Annotated in this window: 13 protein-coding genes; 7 read left to right on the top strand and 6 right to left on the bottom strand. The window is 41.7% G+C overall.

Annotated elements, in window-relative coordinates:
• Positions 1-13 precede the first annotated feature (13 nt).
• A complete protein-coding gene (locus tag AB4Z08_RS11725) occupies positions 14-667 on the bottom strand; it encodes a hypothetical protein (RefSeq protein WP_441573918.1) in 654 nt (217 codons plus the stop codon).
• 1,406 nt (positions 668-2,073) lie between these two features.
• Here AB4Z08_RS11725 and AB4Z08_RS11720 point away from each other — a divergent pair.
• From AB4Z08_RS11720 to AB4Z08_RS11705, 4 genes are all read left to right on the top strand, one after another.
• On the top strand, positions 2,074-5,334 hold the full coding sequence (locus AB4Z08_RS11720; protein ID WP_441573917.1) for a SusC/RagA family TonB-linked outer membrane protein: 3,261 nt from the start codon (positions 2,074-2,076) through the stop codon (positions 5,332-5,334).
• Positions 5,335-5,362: 28 nt separating this feature from the next.
• Entirely contained in the window at positions 5,363-6,817 is a 1,455-nt protein-coding gene (locus AB4Z08_RS11715) for a SusD/RagB family nutrient-binding outer membrane lipoprotein (RefSeq protein ID WP_441573916.1), read from the top strand.
• Between the two features lie 71 nt (positions 6,818-6,888).
• Complete coding sequence (locus AB4Z08_RS11710) at positions 6,889-7,539, top strand: immunoglobulin-like domain-containing protein (protein ID WP_441573915.1); 651 nt, start codon at positions 6,889-6,891, stop codon at positions 7,537-7,539.
• Positions 7,540-7,721: 182 nt separating this feature from the next.
• On the top strand, positions 7,722-8,498 hold the full coding sequence (locus AB4Z08_RS11705) for a hypothetical protein (protein WP_441573914.1): 777 nt from the start codon (positions 7,722-7,724) through the stop codon (positions 8,496-8,498).
• 117 nt (positions 8,499-8,615) lie between these two features.
• On the opposite strand, the gene AB4Z08_RS11700 is transcribed toward AB4Z08_RS11705, so the two are convergent.
• The gene (locus AB4Z08_RS11700; protein ID WP_133809298.1) at positions 8,616-8,807 is read right to left on the bottom strand and encodes a cold-shock protein; all 192 of its coding nucleotides are present in this window, start codon (positions 8,805-8,807) and stop codon (positions 8,616-8,618) included.
• 525 nt (positions 8,808-9,332) lie between these two features.
• On the opposite strand from AB4Z08_RS11700, the gene AB4Z08_RS11695 reads away from it, so the two are divergent.
• The 3 genes from AB4Z08_RS11695 to AB4Z08_RS11685 all read left to right on the top strand — a co-directional run bounded on the left by AB4Z08_RS11695 (position 9,333) and on the right by AB4Z08_RS11685 (position 12,444).
• Entirely contained in the window at positions 9,333-10,088 is a 756-nt protein-coding gene (locus AB4Z08_RS11695; RefSeq protein WP_441573913.1) for a hypothetical protein, read from the top strand.
• A 146-nt stretch (positions 10,089-10,234) separates the two neighbouring features.
• Positions 10,235-11,140, top strand: coding sequence for a metallophosphoesterase family protein (locus tag AB4Z08_RS11690; RefSeq protein WP_441573912.1), 906 nt, complete (start codon positions 10,235-10,237; stop codon positions 11,138-11,140).
• 149 nt (positions 11,141-11,289) lie between these two features.
• Complete coding sequence (locus AB4Z08_RS11685) at positions 11,290-12,444, top strand: TlpA family protein disulfide reductase (protein WP_441573911.1); 1,155 nt, start codon at positions 11,290-11,292, stop codon at positions 12,442-12,444.
• A 3-nt stretch (positions 12,445-12,447) separates the two neighbouring features.
• Here the strand turns inward: AB4Z08_RS11685 and AB4Z08_RS11680 are convergent, their stop codons facing one another.
• The 4 genes from AB4Z08_RS11680 to AB4Z08_RS11665 all read right to left on the bottom strand — a co-directional run bounded on the left by AB4Z08_RS11680 (position 12,448) and on the right by AB4Z08_RS11665 (position 17,758).
• Complete coding sequence (locus AB4Z08_RS11680) at positions 12,448-14,826, bottom strand: ABC transporter permease (RefSeq protein ID WP_441573910.1); 2,379 nt, start codon at positions 14,824-14,826, stop codon at positions 12,448-12,450.
• A 265-nt stretch (positions 14,827-15,091) separates the two neighbouring features.
• Complete coding sequence (locus AB4Z08_RS11675) at positions 15,092-15,535, bottom strand: SRPBCC family protein (protein ID WP_441573909.1); 444 nt, start codon at positions 15,533-15,535, stop codon at positions 15,092-15,094.
• A gap of 210 nt (positions 15,536-15,745) precedes the next feature.
• Positions 15,746-16,921 (bottom strand): sialidase family protein, encoded by a 1,176-nt coding sequence (locus tag AB4Z08_RS11670; RefSeq protein WP_441573908.1) that lies wholly within the window; start codon positions 16,919-16,921, stop codon positions 15,746-15,748.
• A gap of 63 nt (positions 16,922-16,984) precedes the next feature.
• Positions 16,985-17,758, bottom strand: a complete 774-nt coding sequence (locus AB4Z08_RS11665) for a patatin-like phospholipase family protein (protein WP_441573907.1) — start codon at positions 17,756-17,758, stop codon at positions 16,985-16,987.
• Positions 17,759-17,790 lie beyond the last annotated feature (32 nt).

Below are 17,790 nucleotides of genomic sequence, written 5' to 3'. Positions count from 1 at the left end.
TAACAAACTATCATTACTTATCTTGAAAAGCTGTATAAAATACTGTATCAATAAAAAATAGAGTATTAGAATTTACAATCACATTTTCATCATGTATGTCCTCGAGAATTAAACCCAGCTCTTTATTATAATAATCATTTCTTCTTGTGTTCTCAAAACCATTATATCTTAGTAAGGCCCTCACATCAGATAAATCAACTAGCGCATCAGATGTAACAAACAATTGCTCTACAATTGCACATAAAGAATTCTCCATTCCTGTAAAGCCAATAAAAGTATATGAAGTATTTGGGAAAAGTAGATTATGAATAACAAGGCTATTAAAATATTCAAGCCATGTTGCATAGTAAATAGCATCATTTAACTTAATAACACTTTTACCATGACTATTAAAATAAATTCTGGCCTCTCCTCCTTTTGCCAAAAATTTGTTTTCCTTAGGCAGATTAACTACCCATAAGTTATTTTCAACACTATACTGTATTAAGAATTCGGCCTGCTCTTTTTTAATGATTGATTTACTGTCGAAATCTCTTTTAACCGTTGTACTTGTGCTAAAGCTTGCGCATAGGAGATTTCTGATTGCTGTGCAATTATCCGTTTCCCCCTCAATGATAGTTCCTTCAATGATATTTCTAAGTTTCTTTTGGGTATCATTATTGTTCATTTGCTGTAAAAATAACAAAAATTGATTTATTGTTGATCATGTGCAATGATCACTAATTCATTCACAACGAGATAAGCATCATAATCTCTTATTTATTAAATAATTAAAAATTAAAAATAATATTAATGTCTATAGGTTATTACAAAATAACGTAGACTCATAAAGTGATCTTTTCCACTATCTTTCCCCTAACTGCTCAATATTCTTTCTTCGTCAATTCTCAGATCCACTGTATAAGAGCCGCTTTAATCTGATCCATTTTTTTGCTACTTAATTTTCTCCAAGATAAAATTTTCCGGCTTTCCAACTGCAATACGCTCCTGCTATCATGGCTAACCGGTAAAAATTTTACCGCTACTGCTGCGCTACCGTGGCATTACACTGAAAATGACCAACAGCCAACCTACCTGTCATTTTTTTAGCCTGGACGCTATTTGTCCCCATTATAACCACTGTCAAATAAAACGGTCAAGCCCTCACTATAATTTAAAAACCAATACTTTACACCTCTTTCAATGCTATCCCAGATAAAATTATTGTGATATTAGTTTTTTACTAATAAAGGCTTATCTTAGTGTATCGAAATAGAGGTCACTTGACTAAGAATAGCAAGTAATTTCGGATTAAACTTTCAACAGTAAAAACTGTCATAGAGCCCAGGTTTTAAAAAATAGCTTTGAGAAAATAGTAACAACAGAAAAGGAAAAACGAGATTAAATTTATTATCAACAAACAAAATCTAATGTCTGCAAGATGTTTCTATTAGTGAAAATATCCTGCGCGTAACAACTACCAAAATTTGAATACCAGTACGATCACACCTTTAATAGCTCATCATTAAAGCATCAGCTATTAATTTCTGGCAGTGTTATTACCATTTTAACCTAAGAGATGACGAACGTAATCAGGATGGTAGCGGTGTGTTTAGCCACTACATTGCTTAAGAATCGCTTATGAGAATTCGCTTATGAGAAATCAATATTGCTTATGAGAAAATTGTCTTTGCGTAAAAAGCATTCCCTCAGTTTACGCCTTTGTCCTCCACCATGTAAACAATACGTGTAATGAACGAAGAATGAGTTATACGAAGAGGAAGGTCCTTAAGTTTAAAGAACTTTTTCGGCTATAGTCTTGTTTAATGGTATTACTGTACTAACGGAAGATTCATTCGTATAAAATTCAGCAAATAAAAAGCTGTAAGGGCTGTGCTATGCCTTTATACATGGGGATTCGTGCAACAACTAAAATTCTAATTAAAAATACTACCGCTCTCATCATTAAATGATCAATCAATGATCCCATACTATAATACATTTTTACCCTCTAATGGCCCTCCGTATCACGGGTTGAATTTGCCAGCACGATTAAAAAATTTCATTAAATAAACCACAACCAAAATCAAGTTTATGAGGAAAAAAACAACTCATCTTATTATTTTCATCTCTGGTGCAAATAAGGAACCAAAGAGGGCTTTACGCAAAGCTTTCCTGGCACTGGTTATGTTAATAGTGCCCTTACTCACTTTTGCCCAGCAAAAGATTTCCGGTAAAGTGACGGCGCAGGAAGATGGATCTGTCTTACCGGGTGTAAGCGTTAGAATTAAGAACACCAATACAGGGACTGCAACAGATCCCAAAGGTGATTTTTCATTAACAGCATCACAAGGCGATGTCCTTGTATTTACTTTCATCGGCTACACCGACAAGGAAGTACCTGTTACTTCCAGTCTTAAATACAATATTTCTTTACAGTCTATCCGCACTTCGTTAACAGAAATAGTGGTAACAGGTCAGGGTGTAAAAAGAGAAAAAAGAAGTCTTGGTTATGCTGTAGCCACTATCAATAAAGAAGACATTGGCGACAACACCAGCCCTATCAATGCACTTACCGGAAAGGTAGCCGGCTTAAGTATCACTTCAGGATATGCACCGGGTGCTTCTTCCAGGATTACCCTGCGTGGTCCTACTTCTTTCAGTGGTAGTAACCAGCCGGTTTTTGTTATCGATGGTATTCCTGTCAGCAATGATAATATCCGGAACGCCGACTTCCTGAATGACCAGGTGGATTACGGTAACAGAGGAAATGATATCAACCCGAATGATATCGAAAGTATCACCGTACTGAAAGGACCAGCTGCTGCCGCATTGTATGGTAGTATCGCGTCTAACGGTGCCATCCTGATCACTACCAAAAAAGGTAAAAAGAACTCCCCTGCACAGATCAACTTCAGCACCAGCTATCAATTGTCCAGCATCCTGAAATATCCTGATTTCCAGAATGAATTCGGACAGGGTAACATTTACGCAGGTATTGCGGATGACAGAAGGGAAAACTTCAGTTGGGGTGAGCCTTTTGATGGTAAAGAAAGACCATGGGGCCAAATTATTAATGGCAAACAACAACTAAGAGAATACAAAGCCATTCCAAACAACGTGAAGGATTTCTTTGACAAGGGTCAAACCTTTAATAATAACCTCACTGTTTCCGGTGGTAATGAAAAATCCACTTATTTCCTGTCAGTAGGTGCACTAAATAATAAAGGAATTATTCCTACCACCAACTACAATAAATATAGTGTAAGATTCAGTGGTTCTTCTGAGTTTTCTGAGAAGTTTTCCAGCCAGGCGTCTATCGGATATACCAATATCTCCAGCCAGTTGCCTTTAGGCGGACAAACCAACTCTGTTTACAACTCCATATTCCAGCAGCCAAGGGATGCCCCTATCGTTGATTTCAAAGATCTCAGCAATCCTTTCAACGGTACATTTATAGATGACGCAGGTGTGCCCCGCTACGGATATTATGGTGCCTATACGAAAAACCCATACTTCCTGCTGCAGAATTATAAAAACAACAACTCTGTAGAGCGTGTGAACGGAACAATTTCATTGAGCTACAAACCTATTGCCGGATTGGATATCACAGAACGTATAGGTGCGGATATATACAGCGATCGCAGGTATGAAAAAGGCGCCAAATACTTCTATCAGCCAGCCGATCCGTTTTATGCAAACAATAACTGGAATGATAATGGTAAATATACTCAGGATGTTACCAACTACAGCCAGATCAACCATGACCTGATCATCACGTATACCAAAGCGCTGACCAAAGACCTGAACATGAAATTATTGGGCGGTAATAACGTGAGGATGACCACCAATAACAATCTTTTCTCGGCGACCAATACCACCGGCGGTTTGATAGTGCCTGATTTCTATAACCTGGATAACTCCAACGGCCCTATTAATTCTACCAATACACTTACGCAAAGAAGATTGTATGGCTTTTATGGAGAAGCTGATTTCGACTATAAGAACATGCTCTTCCTGGGTGGAACTATCCGTAATGATATTTCCTCTACCCTGCCAACCAATAACAACTCCTATGTTTACCCAAGTGTAAACGGTGCTTTTGTATTTTCAGAGTTGTATAAAGACCAGTCTTTTGCAGATGTGCTGAGTTTCGGAAAGATACGGGTTAGTTATGCGAAAGTAGGCGCAGATGCTCCTCCCTATCGCTTGCAAACCACTTATACCAAAACTGATGTGAATGGCGACTTTGGTGAAATCCTGTTTCCAATTTCGAGCAACAACAACACTATTCCTGGCTTTGCACGCCGTACGCTCATCGGAAACCCTGACCTGAAGCCTGAGTTTACCTCTTCCTTTGAAGTAGGAACAGAGTTGTCTTTCCTGAAAAACATTATCAACCTGGATGTTACTTACTATAGTACCAAGTCCACCAACCAGATCGTAGATGTTCCTATTCCTAACAGCTCCGGGTTTAATAACATTACGCTGAATGTGGGAGAAATGACCAACAAAGGGCTGGAAATAGGTTTAAAGGCAACGCCCGTGAATACTTCTTACGGATTGCGCGTAGACCTCTTTGGTACCTTCAGTAAATTAGATAACAAAGTAGTTGAGATCAACGATAAACTGGACCAGGTAGCTATTAGCGGCGGTATCAGTGGTACTACTGCGATGGCACAGGTAGCTGCCAAAGGAAGAAAATATGGTACTTTCTATGGCACCGGTCTGGCTATTGATCCGGCGAGCGGCAAAGTGATTGTTGACAAAACAACAGGGCAACCACTTAACAACGCCACCAACTATTATGGTTCTTACCTGCCTGATTATATGGCTTCCTTCGGCGGTAGTGTTTCCTACAAAGGATTTATGCTGAAGTTCCTGTTTGATACCAAACAGGGAGGTGTATTCTATTCAAACACCAAGAGCGTAATTGACTTTGGTGGATATGCAAAGGAAACGGCTGTTAATGGCAGACAGGATTATGTATTTCCAAACTCCGTATACGATGATGGTACCGGTAAATTTGTAAATAATACCACTGTCAAATTCCGTCCGTACGATTACTTTACAAGTGTTCTGCCAGCCGGAGAAAACATCATAGACGCCAGCTATGTTAAACTGCGCGAGGCTTCTATAGGCTATACTTTCAGCCAGTCTATGTTAAGACATACACCATTTACCAAACTGGGTATAGTACTTTATGGCAATAACCTGTTCCTGTGGGTACCTAAATCCAACCAGTTTGCTGATCCGGAAATCAACGCGCAGGGAGCCAGTAACGTACAGGGATATGAATTCTTATCCAGTCCTTCGCTCAGGAACATGGGTATTAAAGTAGATGTATCATTCTAATTTCAACCGGGCCTAAAAATTTAAATTGATGAAAACGAATATAATAGCACTATTCTTTCTGTCAACCTTACTGCTCTCGTCAGTAGGTTGCAAAAAGTTCCTGGATGTAAATAAAGATCCCAACAATGCGGTAGATGTGCCGGTGAATGTGCTGCTTCCTTCTGCCGAAACGGGACTTACATATGCTGTTGGCAATACCTTATCAATCAATGGCGGTATCTGGGCACAATACTGGACGCAGAGTCCCAACTCTTCTCAATACAAAAACCTGGACCAATATTCTCCTGCTGAAGGCGATTTTGGCAACGTGTGGGGCAACCTGGAGATAGATGCCCTCGAAAATCTGCAGAAAGTAATTGATAAGGGAAATACTACCAATCAGAAACAATATGTGGCAATCGCTATGTTGTTGAAAGCATACTCCTTTCAGCTTACTACGGATTTATGGGGCGATGTACCTTTCAGTGAAGCCTTACAGGGCGATGCCGCTACATCGATCCTGAATCCGAAATATGAATCGCAAAGTGATATTTATAACGGATTGGTAAAAATGATTGATGACGCCACGAAATTAATCAACCCGGACGAGGCCACTCCTGACATTGACGACCTCATTTACGGAGGCGACATGGATAAATGGCACCGCTTTGCCAATACCCTTAAATTAAGAGTAGGTTTGCGCCTGGCGAAAAAAGATCCAGCCAGAGCAGCTACTATAGTGAAATCGCTGCAAGGGGCAGACTTTGTTCAACCCGGAGAATCAGCTTTGCAAAACTTTAACTCTACCGGTGGTCAGCAAAATCCGCTTTATGGTGCATTAGCCGGTACCGTACTGTCAAAAACACCTAACCTGGTTGCCAGCTCCACTGCTGTTGGTTTTTACAGCGGTAATAGTGACCCCAGGCTGAACGCGTTTTATGCCCCGGTAGGAACTACTGTGGTAGGCATTCCACAGGGGAGCTTCAATAATCCTCCCACTACTACGGTTTCTTCACCATCCGCAGCTACTGGTGCTAATGCAACAAACCCCGCTTCCGCACTGGCTCCCGTAAAACTGATTACGGATTATGAAGCAGATTTCCTGCAGGCAGAAGCCATTGCAAGAGGCTGGCTGACAGGTGATGCAAAGAGCCTGTACGAACAGGGTATCACCGATAACTTTGCGGCCTATGAAGTCGATGGAGCCGCTGACTATATTGCTCAGACAGCAATCGCTTATCCCACCGGAGCTGCCCTGGAAACACAGCTAAAGGCCATTATTACACAAAAATGGGCAGCCATGAATGGTAACCAAACAATAGAAGCCTGGACAGAATGGAGAAGAACCGGATATCCTTCCTTCTTTACTATTTCAAAAGCGTCTATTATCGGTGCTGGCAGGTGGCCGGGCATATTCCTGTACCCCTCTTCAGAGTTGACCAGGAATCCGAATGCCCCTAAAACCAATCACCTGGTATACGACAAAGTTTGGTGGGCAAATTAAGGAGTAAGCCGTTGGTGATAATACCACTGGCTTTTCATCCTCAACATTCTTTTAACTATTAATTGTTTGGCATGAAAGCGTTATTATATATCTTCCTTGCAGGCACTTTGCTGTTCACCGCCTGCACAAAAAAATCGGAAAATGTGTACACGAAAATGGTGACACCGGTTTATCCTAAACTTACACTGAAAGGCGCACCAGTGGTTACCTTAAGTGTTGGTGGTACTTATACGGATGCTGGCGCTACCGGGTTCGATAGTCTCACTAATACCACCACTCAGCTCACACCGGAATCCAACAATGTAGACCCGGCTAATGCAGGTTTCTATGTGGTTAATTTTCTCACAAAAAATCTGTGGGGCTACCGGACAAGCGCTGCGAGACTGGTACTGGTTACCACAGTTCCTGCCAGCGATGATATCAGCGGCACCTATGTACGTAATACCAATGGTGAACCTGTGCATGTTGTAAAGGCTGGTACAGGGTTATATACCATTGATAACGTGGGTGGTGTGGCAGGAGCTCCACCAGCTTTCGTATTTCCGTTTTATATCGGATTTCCGGATGTGGATCATTTTGAGGGCCCTTCGCAGAATACACCACTTGGTGGTTTATCTATCTCAAATCCCATAATCATACGTTCCGGCAGTACTATAACACTTAAGTATGTAGTCATTAATGGAAACTTCGGTACAGCAGTACGTACCTTCGTAAAACAATAATCATCACTACATCTGATAAAAGAAGAAGCTGTCTCAAAATGAGACAGCTTCTTCTTTTTATGACCCCTTCCCAAATGGCTGTTGAATGGGGCAGCGCTATAATTGAAAATATCCCACTATCCATTTAAATGATTTTCCCTAACCCATTTTTACTCCCACCTTCCATGGGTTAAACCATTTTTATGAAGCACATACTTCTTTTCCCTTTACTACTATTAATGGGGCTTACTTATAGCGGTCAGGCCCAGCATACTAAAGTCCCTGGCTATTTTACATTAAAATTGATGAAAGGAGATACACTGGCAAATGTGTATTCGAGGACAATGGCTTATACAGGAGATGATTTTTTGCCTGTTGTATACAGGGTAAGTGGGAGCAGCAGGTATGAAGTAATCAACAATGACGGATCAAACCCTGTATTTAACGAAACAGACCTCTACGACGGCCAGCCGGAAAGTAAGGCAGTAGCTGTTATCGGCCTTAATGGTACCAACAGTTACGATGGCAAATCATTCGTGAACACCAGTGCCAGTGGCTTACTCTACAGTGAATTGATATGGGGACCTATCCGTGCATCACTCCACGAAGGCGATTCCTGGCAGCACACCATTTCCCAACCATGGGAACTGGGAGGACCTGGTACCCAGGTGATAAAAGTGATCGCGCTGGATGAACGCCATCAAACCGTTACGTTACAGCGGGAAGGTAATAGTGAAGGCTTCTTCGACAACGACCTGAAACAGCTCTCTATTACTGTTAAAAAAGATGCAAAAAAACTGAAAGTGGATGTTGTGCCTGGCCCTGCACACTGGACAGGATACACCACGTTTAAAAATGGCGTAGTTATCAGTGATGAATTGCTGGTCACCAGAACAGTCACTTTGTCGGCAGACAGCCTGCATTTTAAAGGACATCAACGGGAGTATATCTTATTAAATGCTATGCCACATACAATGTAATAGCCAGCTTGAGTTATAAAGAGCAGGAAAAACCGGCCAGGTGCTTCTCAAAAAAAAAGCACAAAAAAAAAGTATGCTTTTCAGCATACTTTTTTTCAATGAGTAAGATATATAAAATTAGATAACTTTTACGTTAACTGCATTTAATCCTTTTTTACCATTTTCTACATCATACGTTACACTGTCATTTTCACGCAGCTCACCAGTGATACCGGATATGTGAACGAAGATGTCTGGACCACCATTAGATGGAGTAATGAAACCAAATCCTTTGGATTCATTGAAAAATTTAACTGTACCTTGTTGCATTATATTTTATTTATTAATTACGCCCAAGGTACACTTATATAGTTGAACAACCTAAATAGTTTTAAATATCCCGAAATTTATTTTATACTGCTCTCCTCGCTTCAAGCTCGTATTTAAGGGATCCCCAAATGCTACATTTACTCCGAAACACTGACTGATTAAAGGTTTCAGGCAAATCGCCGTACATATGTCTCTGTAAAGCAGCATACACGCGCACAAGGTTTTATTTAAATCACAACAACATTACAATCAAATAGTTATGATAAAATAAGCTTGTCGTATCTATAATATTACAAAATATTAATATTAGTATAATAAATATAACACCGAGGCCATAAAAACGGCCAAATAAGCCATTTTTATCTTGCTTGAAGTGCAGCGAAGCATGCATATTATATGCCCTTTCGGCCAAAAAAACGGACTTAACATCCATTTTTATTGTATCTATGTCGATAAATGTCATGTGTTCAACACAATAGGTGAGAATATGCGGCGAACTTCATTCATCGTTAAACCATATAAAATATGTACTCCGGTTACCTTTCCCTTTTCTTAATTATTGGTGGCGCTATCCTATTGGTACTATTAGCAGGGCTTATATTTTCTATTGTTGTCTTCTATACCAAAAGTAAAGTGCACGAAGTAATCGCCTGGATATGTGGCAGCTTGTGGCTGATACTGGACCAATGCATTGCATATAGTGGTAAGTTTGAGACAGAAGGCGTTCCCAATTATTTCTTTTATCCTATCCTGCTACTATTCTTTTTGCTGCTGCAATACCGGTCTCATTCGGCAGAGGGAACTAATCTAAAAATCCTCTATATCGCTAAGACAGTCCTGGTGGTAGTATTTCTGGGCGACCTGAATTCGCAGATATATACCATGTTGCTACAAAACGACATCGTTAGTTATGATCAGCCTTCAGTAAGAATAATTATGCCGGCAGTGGGCGTTGTGATTTCTATATCGGTGATGACCTACATTACCTTCCTGTACTTACAGCGTATCAAAGCATCTATCCAGAAAAATGAAATTTTCAGGAGTGCCATTATATTTGCCGCCGCTTCCTATTTCTTCGGAAACGTTTTAGGGAACCTCTTCTTTTTTATAGAATATTACAAGCGCCTGTCAGGGGTATCCGGTTTTATCTTCTTCACACCACAGCAAATAGCCACACAACTGGCCTATATGCTCGTGGAAACATTGTTGGCGGCTGCAATAGCCGCCTACATCTATAAATCAAAGCAGGAAGCCATCACGCAGGCTCCCGTAAAGGAGTAAACAGTTTTTTAACAGGATCATAATATACAGGGTTTCCACATATTTCTAACTTTGCCGGCATAACCAGCAAGGTTAACTGATAAATTATTTTTTTGCAGGCAGTTGTAACGAGCTGCCTGCTTTTTTAATGCTAATCGGATCCATACATGATGCAAAGAAGATCTCTGCTAAAGAAAATGGGCGGCCTGTTACTGGCACCAGCCCTTCCCTATTCACGGCTGCTTTCAAAAGAAACACCCGCGCTAAGAATAGCGCACCTGACAGATATTCACTTAAAAAATGATTTCGATGCCCCCAGGCATCTGCGTGATTGCCTGCACCATGTACAGCAACAAACGCCCAAAGTGGATTTCATCCTGAATGGCGGCGATATTGTGTTTGATATGAACAAGGAAGAACTAACCACCATCCGCAACCAATGGCAGCTGCTGCATTCGGTAATGACTGCAGAATGCAGTTTGCCGGTACATTATGTGCTCGGCAACCATGATATCTGGTGGCAGGAGCAGAACAAAACCCAGGCCCTATACGGCAAACAATACGCTCTTGAACAACTGCAACTACCCAAACCCTATTACAGCTTTTCCAGAAATGGCTGGAAGTTCATTTGTCTGGATAGTGTGCACCTCGATATTGACGGCACCTGGTACATCGGAAAATTAGGGGCAGCGCAATTCAACTGGCTGGAGAATGAATTAAAAAACACCTCTCCCACCACACCCATATGTGTACTGTCACATATTCCTATTCTCACCGCTACGTTGATGATTGAAGATAACATTGTGAACAAATGGGAAATGCTGGGCGGTGATATGCATACCGATACCGCCGCTATCATTAAATTATTTTATCAACATCCTAATGTAAAGCTGTGTTTAAGCGGACATATACACCTACGTGATAAGGTAGTTTACAACAATGTCACCTATCTCTGTAATGGCGCCGTAAGCGGCAGCTGGTGGAAAGGCAACAACCGGGAAACCGCACCAGGTTACGGACTGATTGACTTATATGCAGATGGAACGTTTGATGAAAAATATGTAAACTACTAAGGCTATAAAAATCTTCCTGGTAATACACAGGAAGATTTTTTATGAAAGATAACATAGCACCTGGTAAAATACATTTAACAAAAAATTGCAACACGCTCTTCTACAACAAAACAATGAATCCCCTACTTTCGGTGTAACAATGAAAAAACATGCCGAGTATCCTGTTTAAATGCCTGTTGCTACTAGCATACCTGCACCCTTCCATCGCAGAAGACAAACGTTTTACCGTTAAAATAATTATCCCGGCTACCGTCAATGAAAAAATCCTTGTCATTGATTATGATGATGGAAAAGATGTCATCAAGGTAGCACCTCATTTTGTGAATCATGAAATGACTATTTCCGGTAATTATTTCTCCCGGTATGCTACGATCCATATTTATCCAAAGGAAGGTGAAAAATTCAACGGAGGCTCCTATTGGGTAGCGAACAAAACCGCCTTCATCCGTTTCTCGCCGGCGCAAAAATATCCGCGCTTAGTGAACGCACTGGATGTAAAAAAGTCAGGAGAAGAAAAGCTACAATCATTTATCGGGGCAGCTCAAAAAGATAAGGATGACTATTGGAAAATGCATGCCGCCGCCGTTATGGATTTAAACAGTCCGGAACGACAGGTATTCTTCGATAAAATAAAAACAGTAGAAGACAAAAAACTGCAATTTCTCATCAACAATAAATCACAATACTATTCCTTCTGGATATTTCGTACAGAAATAGTATATATGGGAGCGAGCGTTCCGCCCGGATATCAACATATAACAGTAGCCACACTCAGAAAATTATACCATTCCATTTTTCCAGACAACTTAAAAAATTCACCGGAAGGAGCAGCCATCCTGGCAATACTCGCAGGAAGAGAAGTGCGCAAAAATGCGATGGCACCGGATTTTATAACGACCGATATCTATCAACATAAGATAGCACTGCAGGATTACCGTAATAAATATGTATTGCTTAATTTCTGGGCTTCCTGGTGCACTCCCTGTGTTGCAGAATTACCTGCCATCAAAAAAATCAGGGACACTTATAGTACAGATCAGTTGGAAATTATCAGCAATACCGTGCATGATGATTCTACTGCATTTTTAGCTACAGTAGCGAAGTACAAGATCAGTTGGATAAAAGTTTTTAATGATGAGCCGTTAGGAAAATCATTTGCCGCTACGGCTCTCCCGTTATTATTGCTCATCGACAAATCCGGTAAAATAATTTACGAGCGGAATGAAGAGCTTACCAATGAAATTGATAGTTTGCCTCTGCTGCAACGACTATTAAAAGAGCGACTTACAGAAAAAGGGGAGTAATACCTACTCCCCTTTCAAATATTTTACCGGATTAGCTACTGCCGCTTTAATAGCCTGAAAACTCACTGTCAACAACGTAATCGCTGTAATAACACCAGCGGTGATCAGGAATATATCCGGCCCTATATGAATACGATAAGCAAAATAACCCAACCAGTAATTCATTCCCCACCACACCAGCAGGAATGCGATGACCACTGCCAGGAATACCAGTTTAAAAAAGTCCCTGGATAGCAATAACGTCAGATTACTCACAGATGCACCAATCACTTTGCGGATGCTGATTTCCTTCTGCCGCCTTTGAGCAGTAAAAGCTGCCAGTCCAAATAAACCCAGGCAGGATATAATGATAGCTAAACCAGCAAAATAACGGGATAAGCTACCAATTCTCATTTCGGCGACGTACATGGCCTGATAATCATCGTCGAGGAAGCGGTATTCAAATGCCATTCCCGGATTAAACCGCTGGAACGCTTTACGGATACCGGCAATCGCTTGTTCCTCCCTGTCGCTGCTCACCTTCACCATGATATTGGGCATTACCGGGTATACCTGGAAGAAACAGGGCTGTACCGACTGATATAATGATTCAAAATTGAAATCAGTGGCTATACCCACTATCTGCCGGTCCTCTCCCCACAACCGGATGGTTTTGCCAACAGGATCTTTTAACCCCATTCTTTTAATTGCGGTTTCGTTAAAGACGATTTCCCTGTGCGCATTATTGCTGGCAGAAAAGTTACGTCCTTCTTTAATATTGATACCGGCCGTTTCCAGAAAATTATATCCTACTTCAATATTTGCAAAATCGAAATCAGCATGAGGATCCTTTCCAGGCCATTTCAGCGAAGAAGTTCCACCATGTGCGCCCATGAGGTTATGATAATAGCTGGAGGCATTTACCACACCTGGAATTGCTTTCAACTCTTCTACAAAAGCCGCTGCATGAGCTATTTTTACAGAGTCCTCTTCCAATGGAATTTCAAAATGAATCAAATGTTCCCGGTTATACCCCAGGTTCTTTGATTGGATAAAACTCAATTGTTTATACACGATCAACACTGCTGCAATAAATACTACAGACAGCGTAAACTGGAATACCACCAGCCCTTTACGCACCATCACCTCTCCAAAAGAAGTATTGAGCTTTCCTTTCAAAACCGCTACCGGGTTAAATCCGGAGAGATATAAAGCAGGATAGCTGCCTGCCACCAAACCAGTGATCAGTGCAATCCCTGATACTGTCAACATCAGTTCTATACTGAAATGCAGATTTAACTGTTTACCGGAAATTTCATTAAAAACAGGTATCAGGAAGAAAACAAAAATGATGGCCAGGAGCAGCGACAGGAAGGTCATCAACATAGACTCTCCCATATATTGTGCAATCAGGGTACCCCGACTGGCGCCCATTACTTTCTTAATACCTATTTCCTTCATTCTGCGCGAAGCCTTTGCCGTAGATAAATTCATGAAATTGATACAGGCTATCAGCAATATCAGAATAGCAATAATGGAAAACATTTTCACATAGGTAATTCTTCCGCCGGCCTGTACACCGTTCTCATATTTTCCATACAGATATTGATCGGAAAACCGTGCAAGAAACAAGCGAGTACCTGCCTCTTTTTTTTTGCCCGCTATAAAATTCTCAATCTTATGATTGAGTTGGTCAATGTTTGTTTTATCCTTTACAATAACAAACGTGTTCGGATCCATATTACCCCATTCCAATAATCCAGGCCTCTTTTCGAGCACCAGGTCGTAACTAAACATCAGGTCAAACTGCTCTGTAGCAGAAGGGGGATTGCTTTTGAATATTCCGGAGATCGTATACAAACCGCTGAATTCCCCTGCATCCCACTTCAGTGTTTTACCCACCACACCGGTGGTAGTATTAAAAAATTTACGCGCCAGCTCTTCAGAAATCATCACATTGGATTTATCCTGCAATACCTGGTTTTTGTCTCCCGCTATCAAATGGGTGGTAAATACATTGAAATAATCTTTCCCGACATACTGCCCGCCTGCTTTTATACGGGTATCACCAATGGTAATGATCCCTTTGAATGGAAACCACGAAGCCGGGAGTACAGATACCGCATATTCAATTTCAGGTATTTCTTCCTTTAATGCTTTCCCCAACAGCCCCGGCGTATTGTTCATGGTATAAATACCATCATTACTTTTCACATTCGCCATCACCTGGTATAAGTCCTGATCTTTTTCATTGAATTTATTCACCTGTCGCTCATCGCTGATCCATAGCCAGAGTAATAAGGAGCAGGTCAGACCGGTAGAAAGTCCTAATAAATTCAGCAAAGTAAACTGGCGATCCTTCAGGAGATTGCGCCAAATAATCCGGATATTGTTTTTGAACATTTTACTGCTATTAAAAAGAATAAAATGAATGTATGTCCATTGCAAAAACGGTAAGCTACGATACAAGAATGATCCATTCCACAAATACAATACCTGATGAATAATAATTGATAATCATTATTTTATGACAGATACAACTTTTCCAATGTTCACTTTCAGTACAGCAGTGTTCATTTCCGGTCATTACAAAAAAGGCCGCATAAATCTACGATTCATGCGGCTGTTGAAAATATATAGAGGGAAGATTATTTCGCCAGGAGCGGGCTTATACCATCGTTGTCTCCGTTAATGTTTCTGTATACTTTTTGAAATGATCCATGATAGCCTGCCAGCCGCTCTGCTGCATTTCCAGGGAGTTCTCTGCTTCGGCTTCAAAGGTTTCTGTTACTTTGGTGGTATTACCTTCGCCTTCAAAAGTAATGGCTACGGTTCTGCCATCACCAAGCGTATAGGCAATCAGTTCATGATCTTTTACTTCGTCATATACTCCGGCGAAATCAAAACCCCAGCTGCCATCTTTTGCTTCCATGCGTGACAGAAATTTTCCGCCGGTGCGGATGTCATTTTCTGCCTTAGGCGTATGCCAGTCATCGGAAGCACTGTTCCATTTAATAATGTGTACGGGGTTTGTCCAAGCATCCCAAACTTTTGCAACTGGTGCATTTACAATGGCAGATACGGTGATCAGGTTTTTTGTTGCTGTGTTCATTTTTATAAGTTTTTATTGTGATCGTTTTTGTTAATGCAAACATACCATGACTATTCAACACGCAGGAAGGGGGAATACGACAAAATAGAGTAGACTTTGCGACAATGATGCCGGGGGGATAAAACAAAAGGCCGACAACAAGCTGCCAGCCTATATTTGAGGTAAATAAACTTATATGGCAGGGATACTACTGGCCATAAGACGCTACCATTACTTCCAGTTCACCACTGTAAAAACGATGGACGTATATTGATCCTTTTCATACAGCACGCCTATTTTTTTCCTGCCCAGCTTTACAATGTCTGAATAAGCAGCATATGCGTAACCTGCTTTGCGGGAACCATTGCCTTTATAAATACGATAACTTTTTTTCCAGGTTTGCCCATCATCAAAGCTGATGCGGAGTGTCAGGTCATCTCTTTCCAGTGAGTCCGCGGCATTGCAGAATGCCAGTATATTCTTTTTACCGGAGCGGCCTATGTTCAGGATACTACCCTGGCAAACAGGATCGGTGAGCTGCATATCGCGGTAAGTGGTGTCCCAGGTAGCGCCGCCATCGCTGCTTATAGACACCAGTCGCACGTGGATATCCTGCCGGTTCTGATTGCGACTGTTCATCATCAGTTTATTACCGGAAAGCTCTACTGCCATAGATTCATTGCTGCCTGGCACTGTGATGCTGTTGCCCACCTTAAATGTTTTGCCGTGATCATCCGTATAGTAACCGTGTGCCACATAGTGTGCTGCATGTGCTACGGCAGGACCAGCAGTATGATTGGCTGCTATAAAAATCCGGCCTTTAAAAACCCCTTCCTGGAACTGCATCACATGCCCTGGTGTATTGGCATAATAGCGCCAGTCTTCCGCAAAATTAAATGCCGGATCTATTCCCGGTTGTTTAGGACGATGTATCTGTAAGGTGATATCTACCGGCGCGTCCCAGGTATGACCACCATCTGCCGAGGTTTTATAGTAACAACGCTTGATACCTTTGCCTTTGATAATATCACCTTCCCGTTCCGTGCCGGTATTATAGAAAAAGAATATTCTGCCGCGGGGATATGCCGGGTCGGTGAGATCTACTACCGGTCCGGGGTTGGATAATTGCAATGCTCCTGATTCTGCTATCACCTGCAGGGGGGACCAGGTTTTTCCGTCATCGGTGCTTCGTTTCATCACCATGTCAATATCTCCATAATCATCCATGCCGTTTACACGACCTTCACAAAAGGCCAGCAGTTCTCCATTGGGCAAACGGATAAAAGCAGGGATACGAAATGCTTTATAGCCATCGGTTCCTGACACGAATACCGGTACTTCTTTTTGTTGCGCATGGACGGCCATGATGGCGATCAATAGTGTAAGCGTTGCAATTATTTTTTTCATCGATTCATTTTGAATGTATACCAGGAAGCCACATGACGGAACTTAGATTTTCATTTTAAGTCCTTACATCGCCGGCTCCTGCTGCAATAAATTTCGCGTATAGTCGAGACCGATAGTATAGATCGATTCCAGGTGGTTGAACTCAAACATCCCAAACTTTCCCAATGCTGTGGGTTCAATAAAATAGCTGCACAGCAACTTGTTTTTCAACACCGGTTCGCGGATAGCCAGGTGCAGCGTTCTTTCCAGATTGGCCAGGAAACCGCTGGTGGGGCTATAGGGCGTCAGCGGGTTTACGTGTACCCCAATGATATCCCTGTATAGTGCCATCAGTGGTTCTATGGGGAGGTTGCCGGACAGGCCGCCGTCTACATACTGGGCGCCTCCGATTTCTACCGGAGGGAAGAGCAGCGGCACAGAAGATGCTGCCAGGATAGCCGGAATCAGGGCACCTTCACTGAAAATGGTTTGATCGCCGGTAACAAAATTGGTGGCCGTAATGTATAAAGGAATGTCTAGTTCTTCGAATGTTTTATGTCGTAATGTTTGCTTCAGTACTTCTTCTACTTTTTTGAGAGACAGGAAACCGGCACGCCAGTTCCGCCACTGCATAGACAGCCCGAGCTTATGTTGTTTAAATATTTCTCTCACCTCATCGGTGGTGTAGCCATCGCATATAAAGGCGGCTGCGATAGATCCTGCGCTGGTAGCTGAAATGGCTTCCGGGAAAATGTTATGTTCGGAAAATGCTTTTAACACGCCCAGGTGGGCATAGCCACGGGCGCCACCTCCGGATAAAACAAACGGGCGCCGGGTATTGGTCTTTGGGTGATTCATCCCGCTAATTTAAAAAACCATCAGTAAGGCCG

The sequence above is a fragment of the Chitinophaga sp. RAB17 genome (assembly GCF_052114225.1).
Taxonomy (GTDB): Bacteria; Bacteroidota; Bacteroidia; order Chitinophagales; family Chitinophagaceae; genus Chitinophaga.
The sequence above is the reverse complement of the archived record's forward strand: the minus strand, read 5'-3'. Positions and strand labels throughout refer to the sequence as shown.

What these genes read in the sequence shown, in the direction of transcription:
- AB4Z08_RS11725 (WP_441573918.1), bottom strand. Translation starts at nt 667, where the DNA reads ATGAACAATAATGATACCCAAAAGAAACTTAGAAATATCATTGAAGGA.
- AB4Z08_RS11720 (WP_441573917.1), top strand. Translation starts at nt 2,074, where the DNA reads ATGAGGAAAAAAACAACTCATCTTATTATTTTCATCTCTGGTGCAAAT.
- AB4Z08_RS11715 (WP_441573916.1), top strand. Translation starts at nt 5,363, where the DNA reads ATGAAAACGAATATAATAGCACTATTCTTTCTGTCAACCTTACTGCTC.
- AB4Z08_RS11710 (WP_441573915.1), top strand. Translation starts at nt 6,889, where the DNA reads ATGAAAGCGTTATTATATATCTTCCTTGCAGGCACTTTGCTGTTCACC.
- AB4Z08_RS11705 (WP_441573914.1), top strand. Translation starts at nt 7,722, where the DNA reads ATGAAGCACATACTTCTTTTCCCTTTACTACTATTAATGGGGCTTACT.
- AB4Z08_RS11700 (WP_133809298.1), bottom strand. Translation starts at nt 8,807, where the DNA reads ATGCAACAAGGTACAGTTAAATTTTTCAATGAATCCAAAGGATTTGGT.
- AB4Z08_RS11695 (WP_441573913.1), top strand. Translation starts at nt 9,333, where the DNA reads ATGTACTCCGGTTACCTTTCCCTTTTCTTAATTATTGGTGGCGCTATC.
- AB4Z08_RS11690 (WP_441573912.1), top strand. Translation starts at nt 10,235, where the DNA reads ATGATGCAAAGAAGATCTCTGCTAAAGAAAATGGGCGGCCTGTTACTG.
- AB4Z08_RS11685 (WP_441573911.1), top strand. Translation starts at nt 11,290, where the DNA reads ATGCCGAGTATCCTGTTTAAATGCCTGTTGCTACTAGCATACCTGCAC.
- AB4Z08_RS11680 (WP_441573910.1), bottom strand. Translation starts at nt 14,826, where the DNA reads ATGTTCAAAAACAATATCCGGATTATTTGGCGCAATCTCCTGAAGGAT.
- AB4Z08_RS11675 (WP_441573909.1), bottom strand. Translation starts at nt 15,535, where the DNA reads ATGAACACAGCAACAAAAAACCTGATCACCGTATCTGCCATTGTAAAT.
- AB4Z08_RS11670 (WP_441573908.1), bottom strand. Translation starts at nt 16,921, where the DNA reads ATGAAAAAAATAATTGCAACGCTTACACTATTGATCGCCATCATGGCC.
- AB4Z08_RS11665 (WP_441573907.1), bottom strand. Translation starts at nt 17,758, where the DNA reads ATGAATCACCCAAAGACCAATACCCGGCGCCCGTTTGTTTTATCCGGA.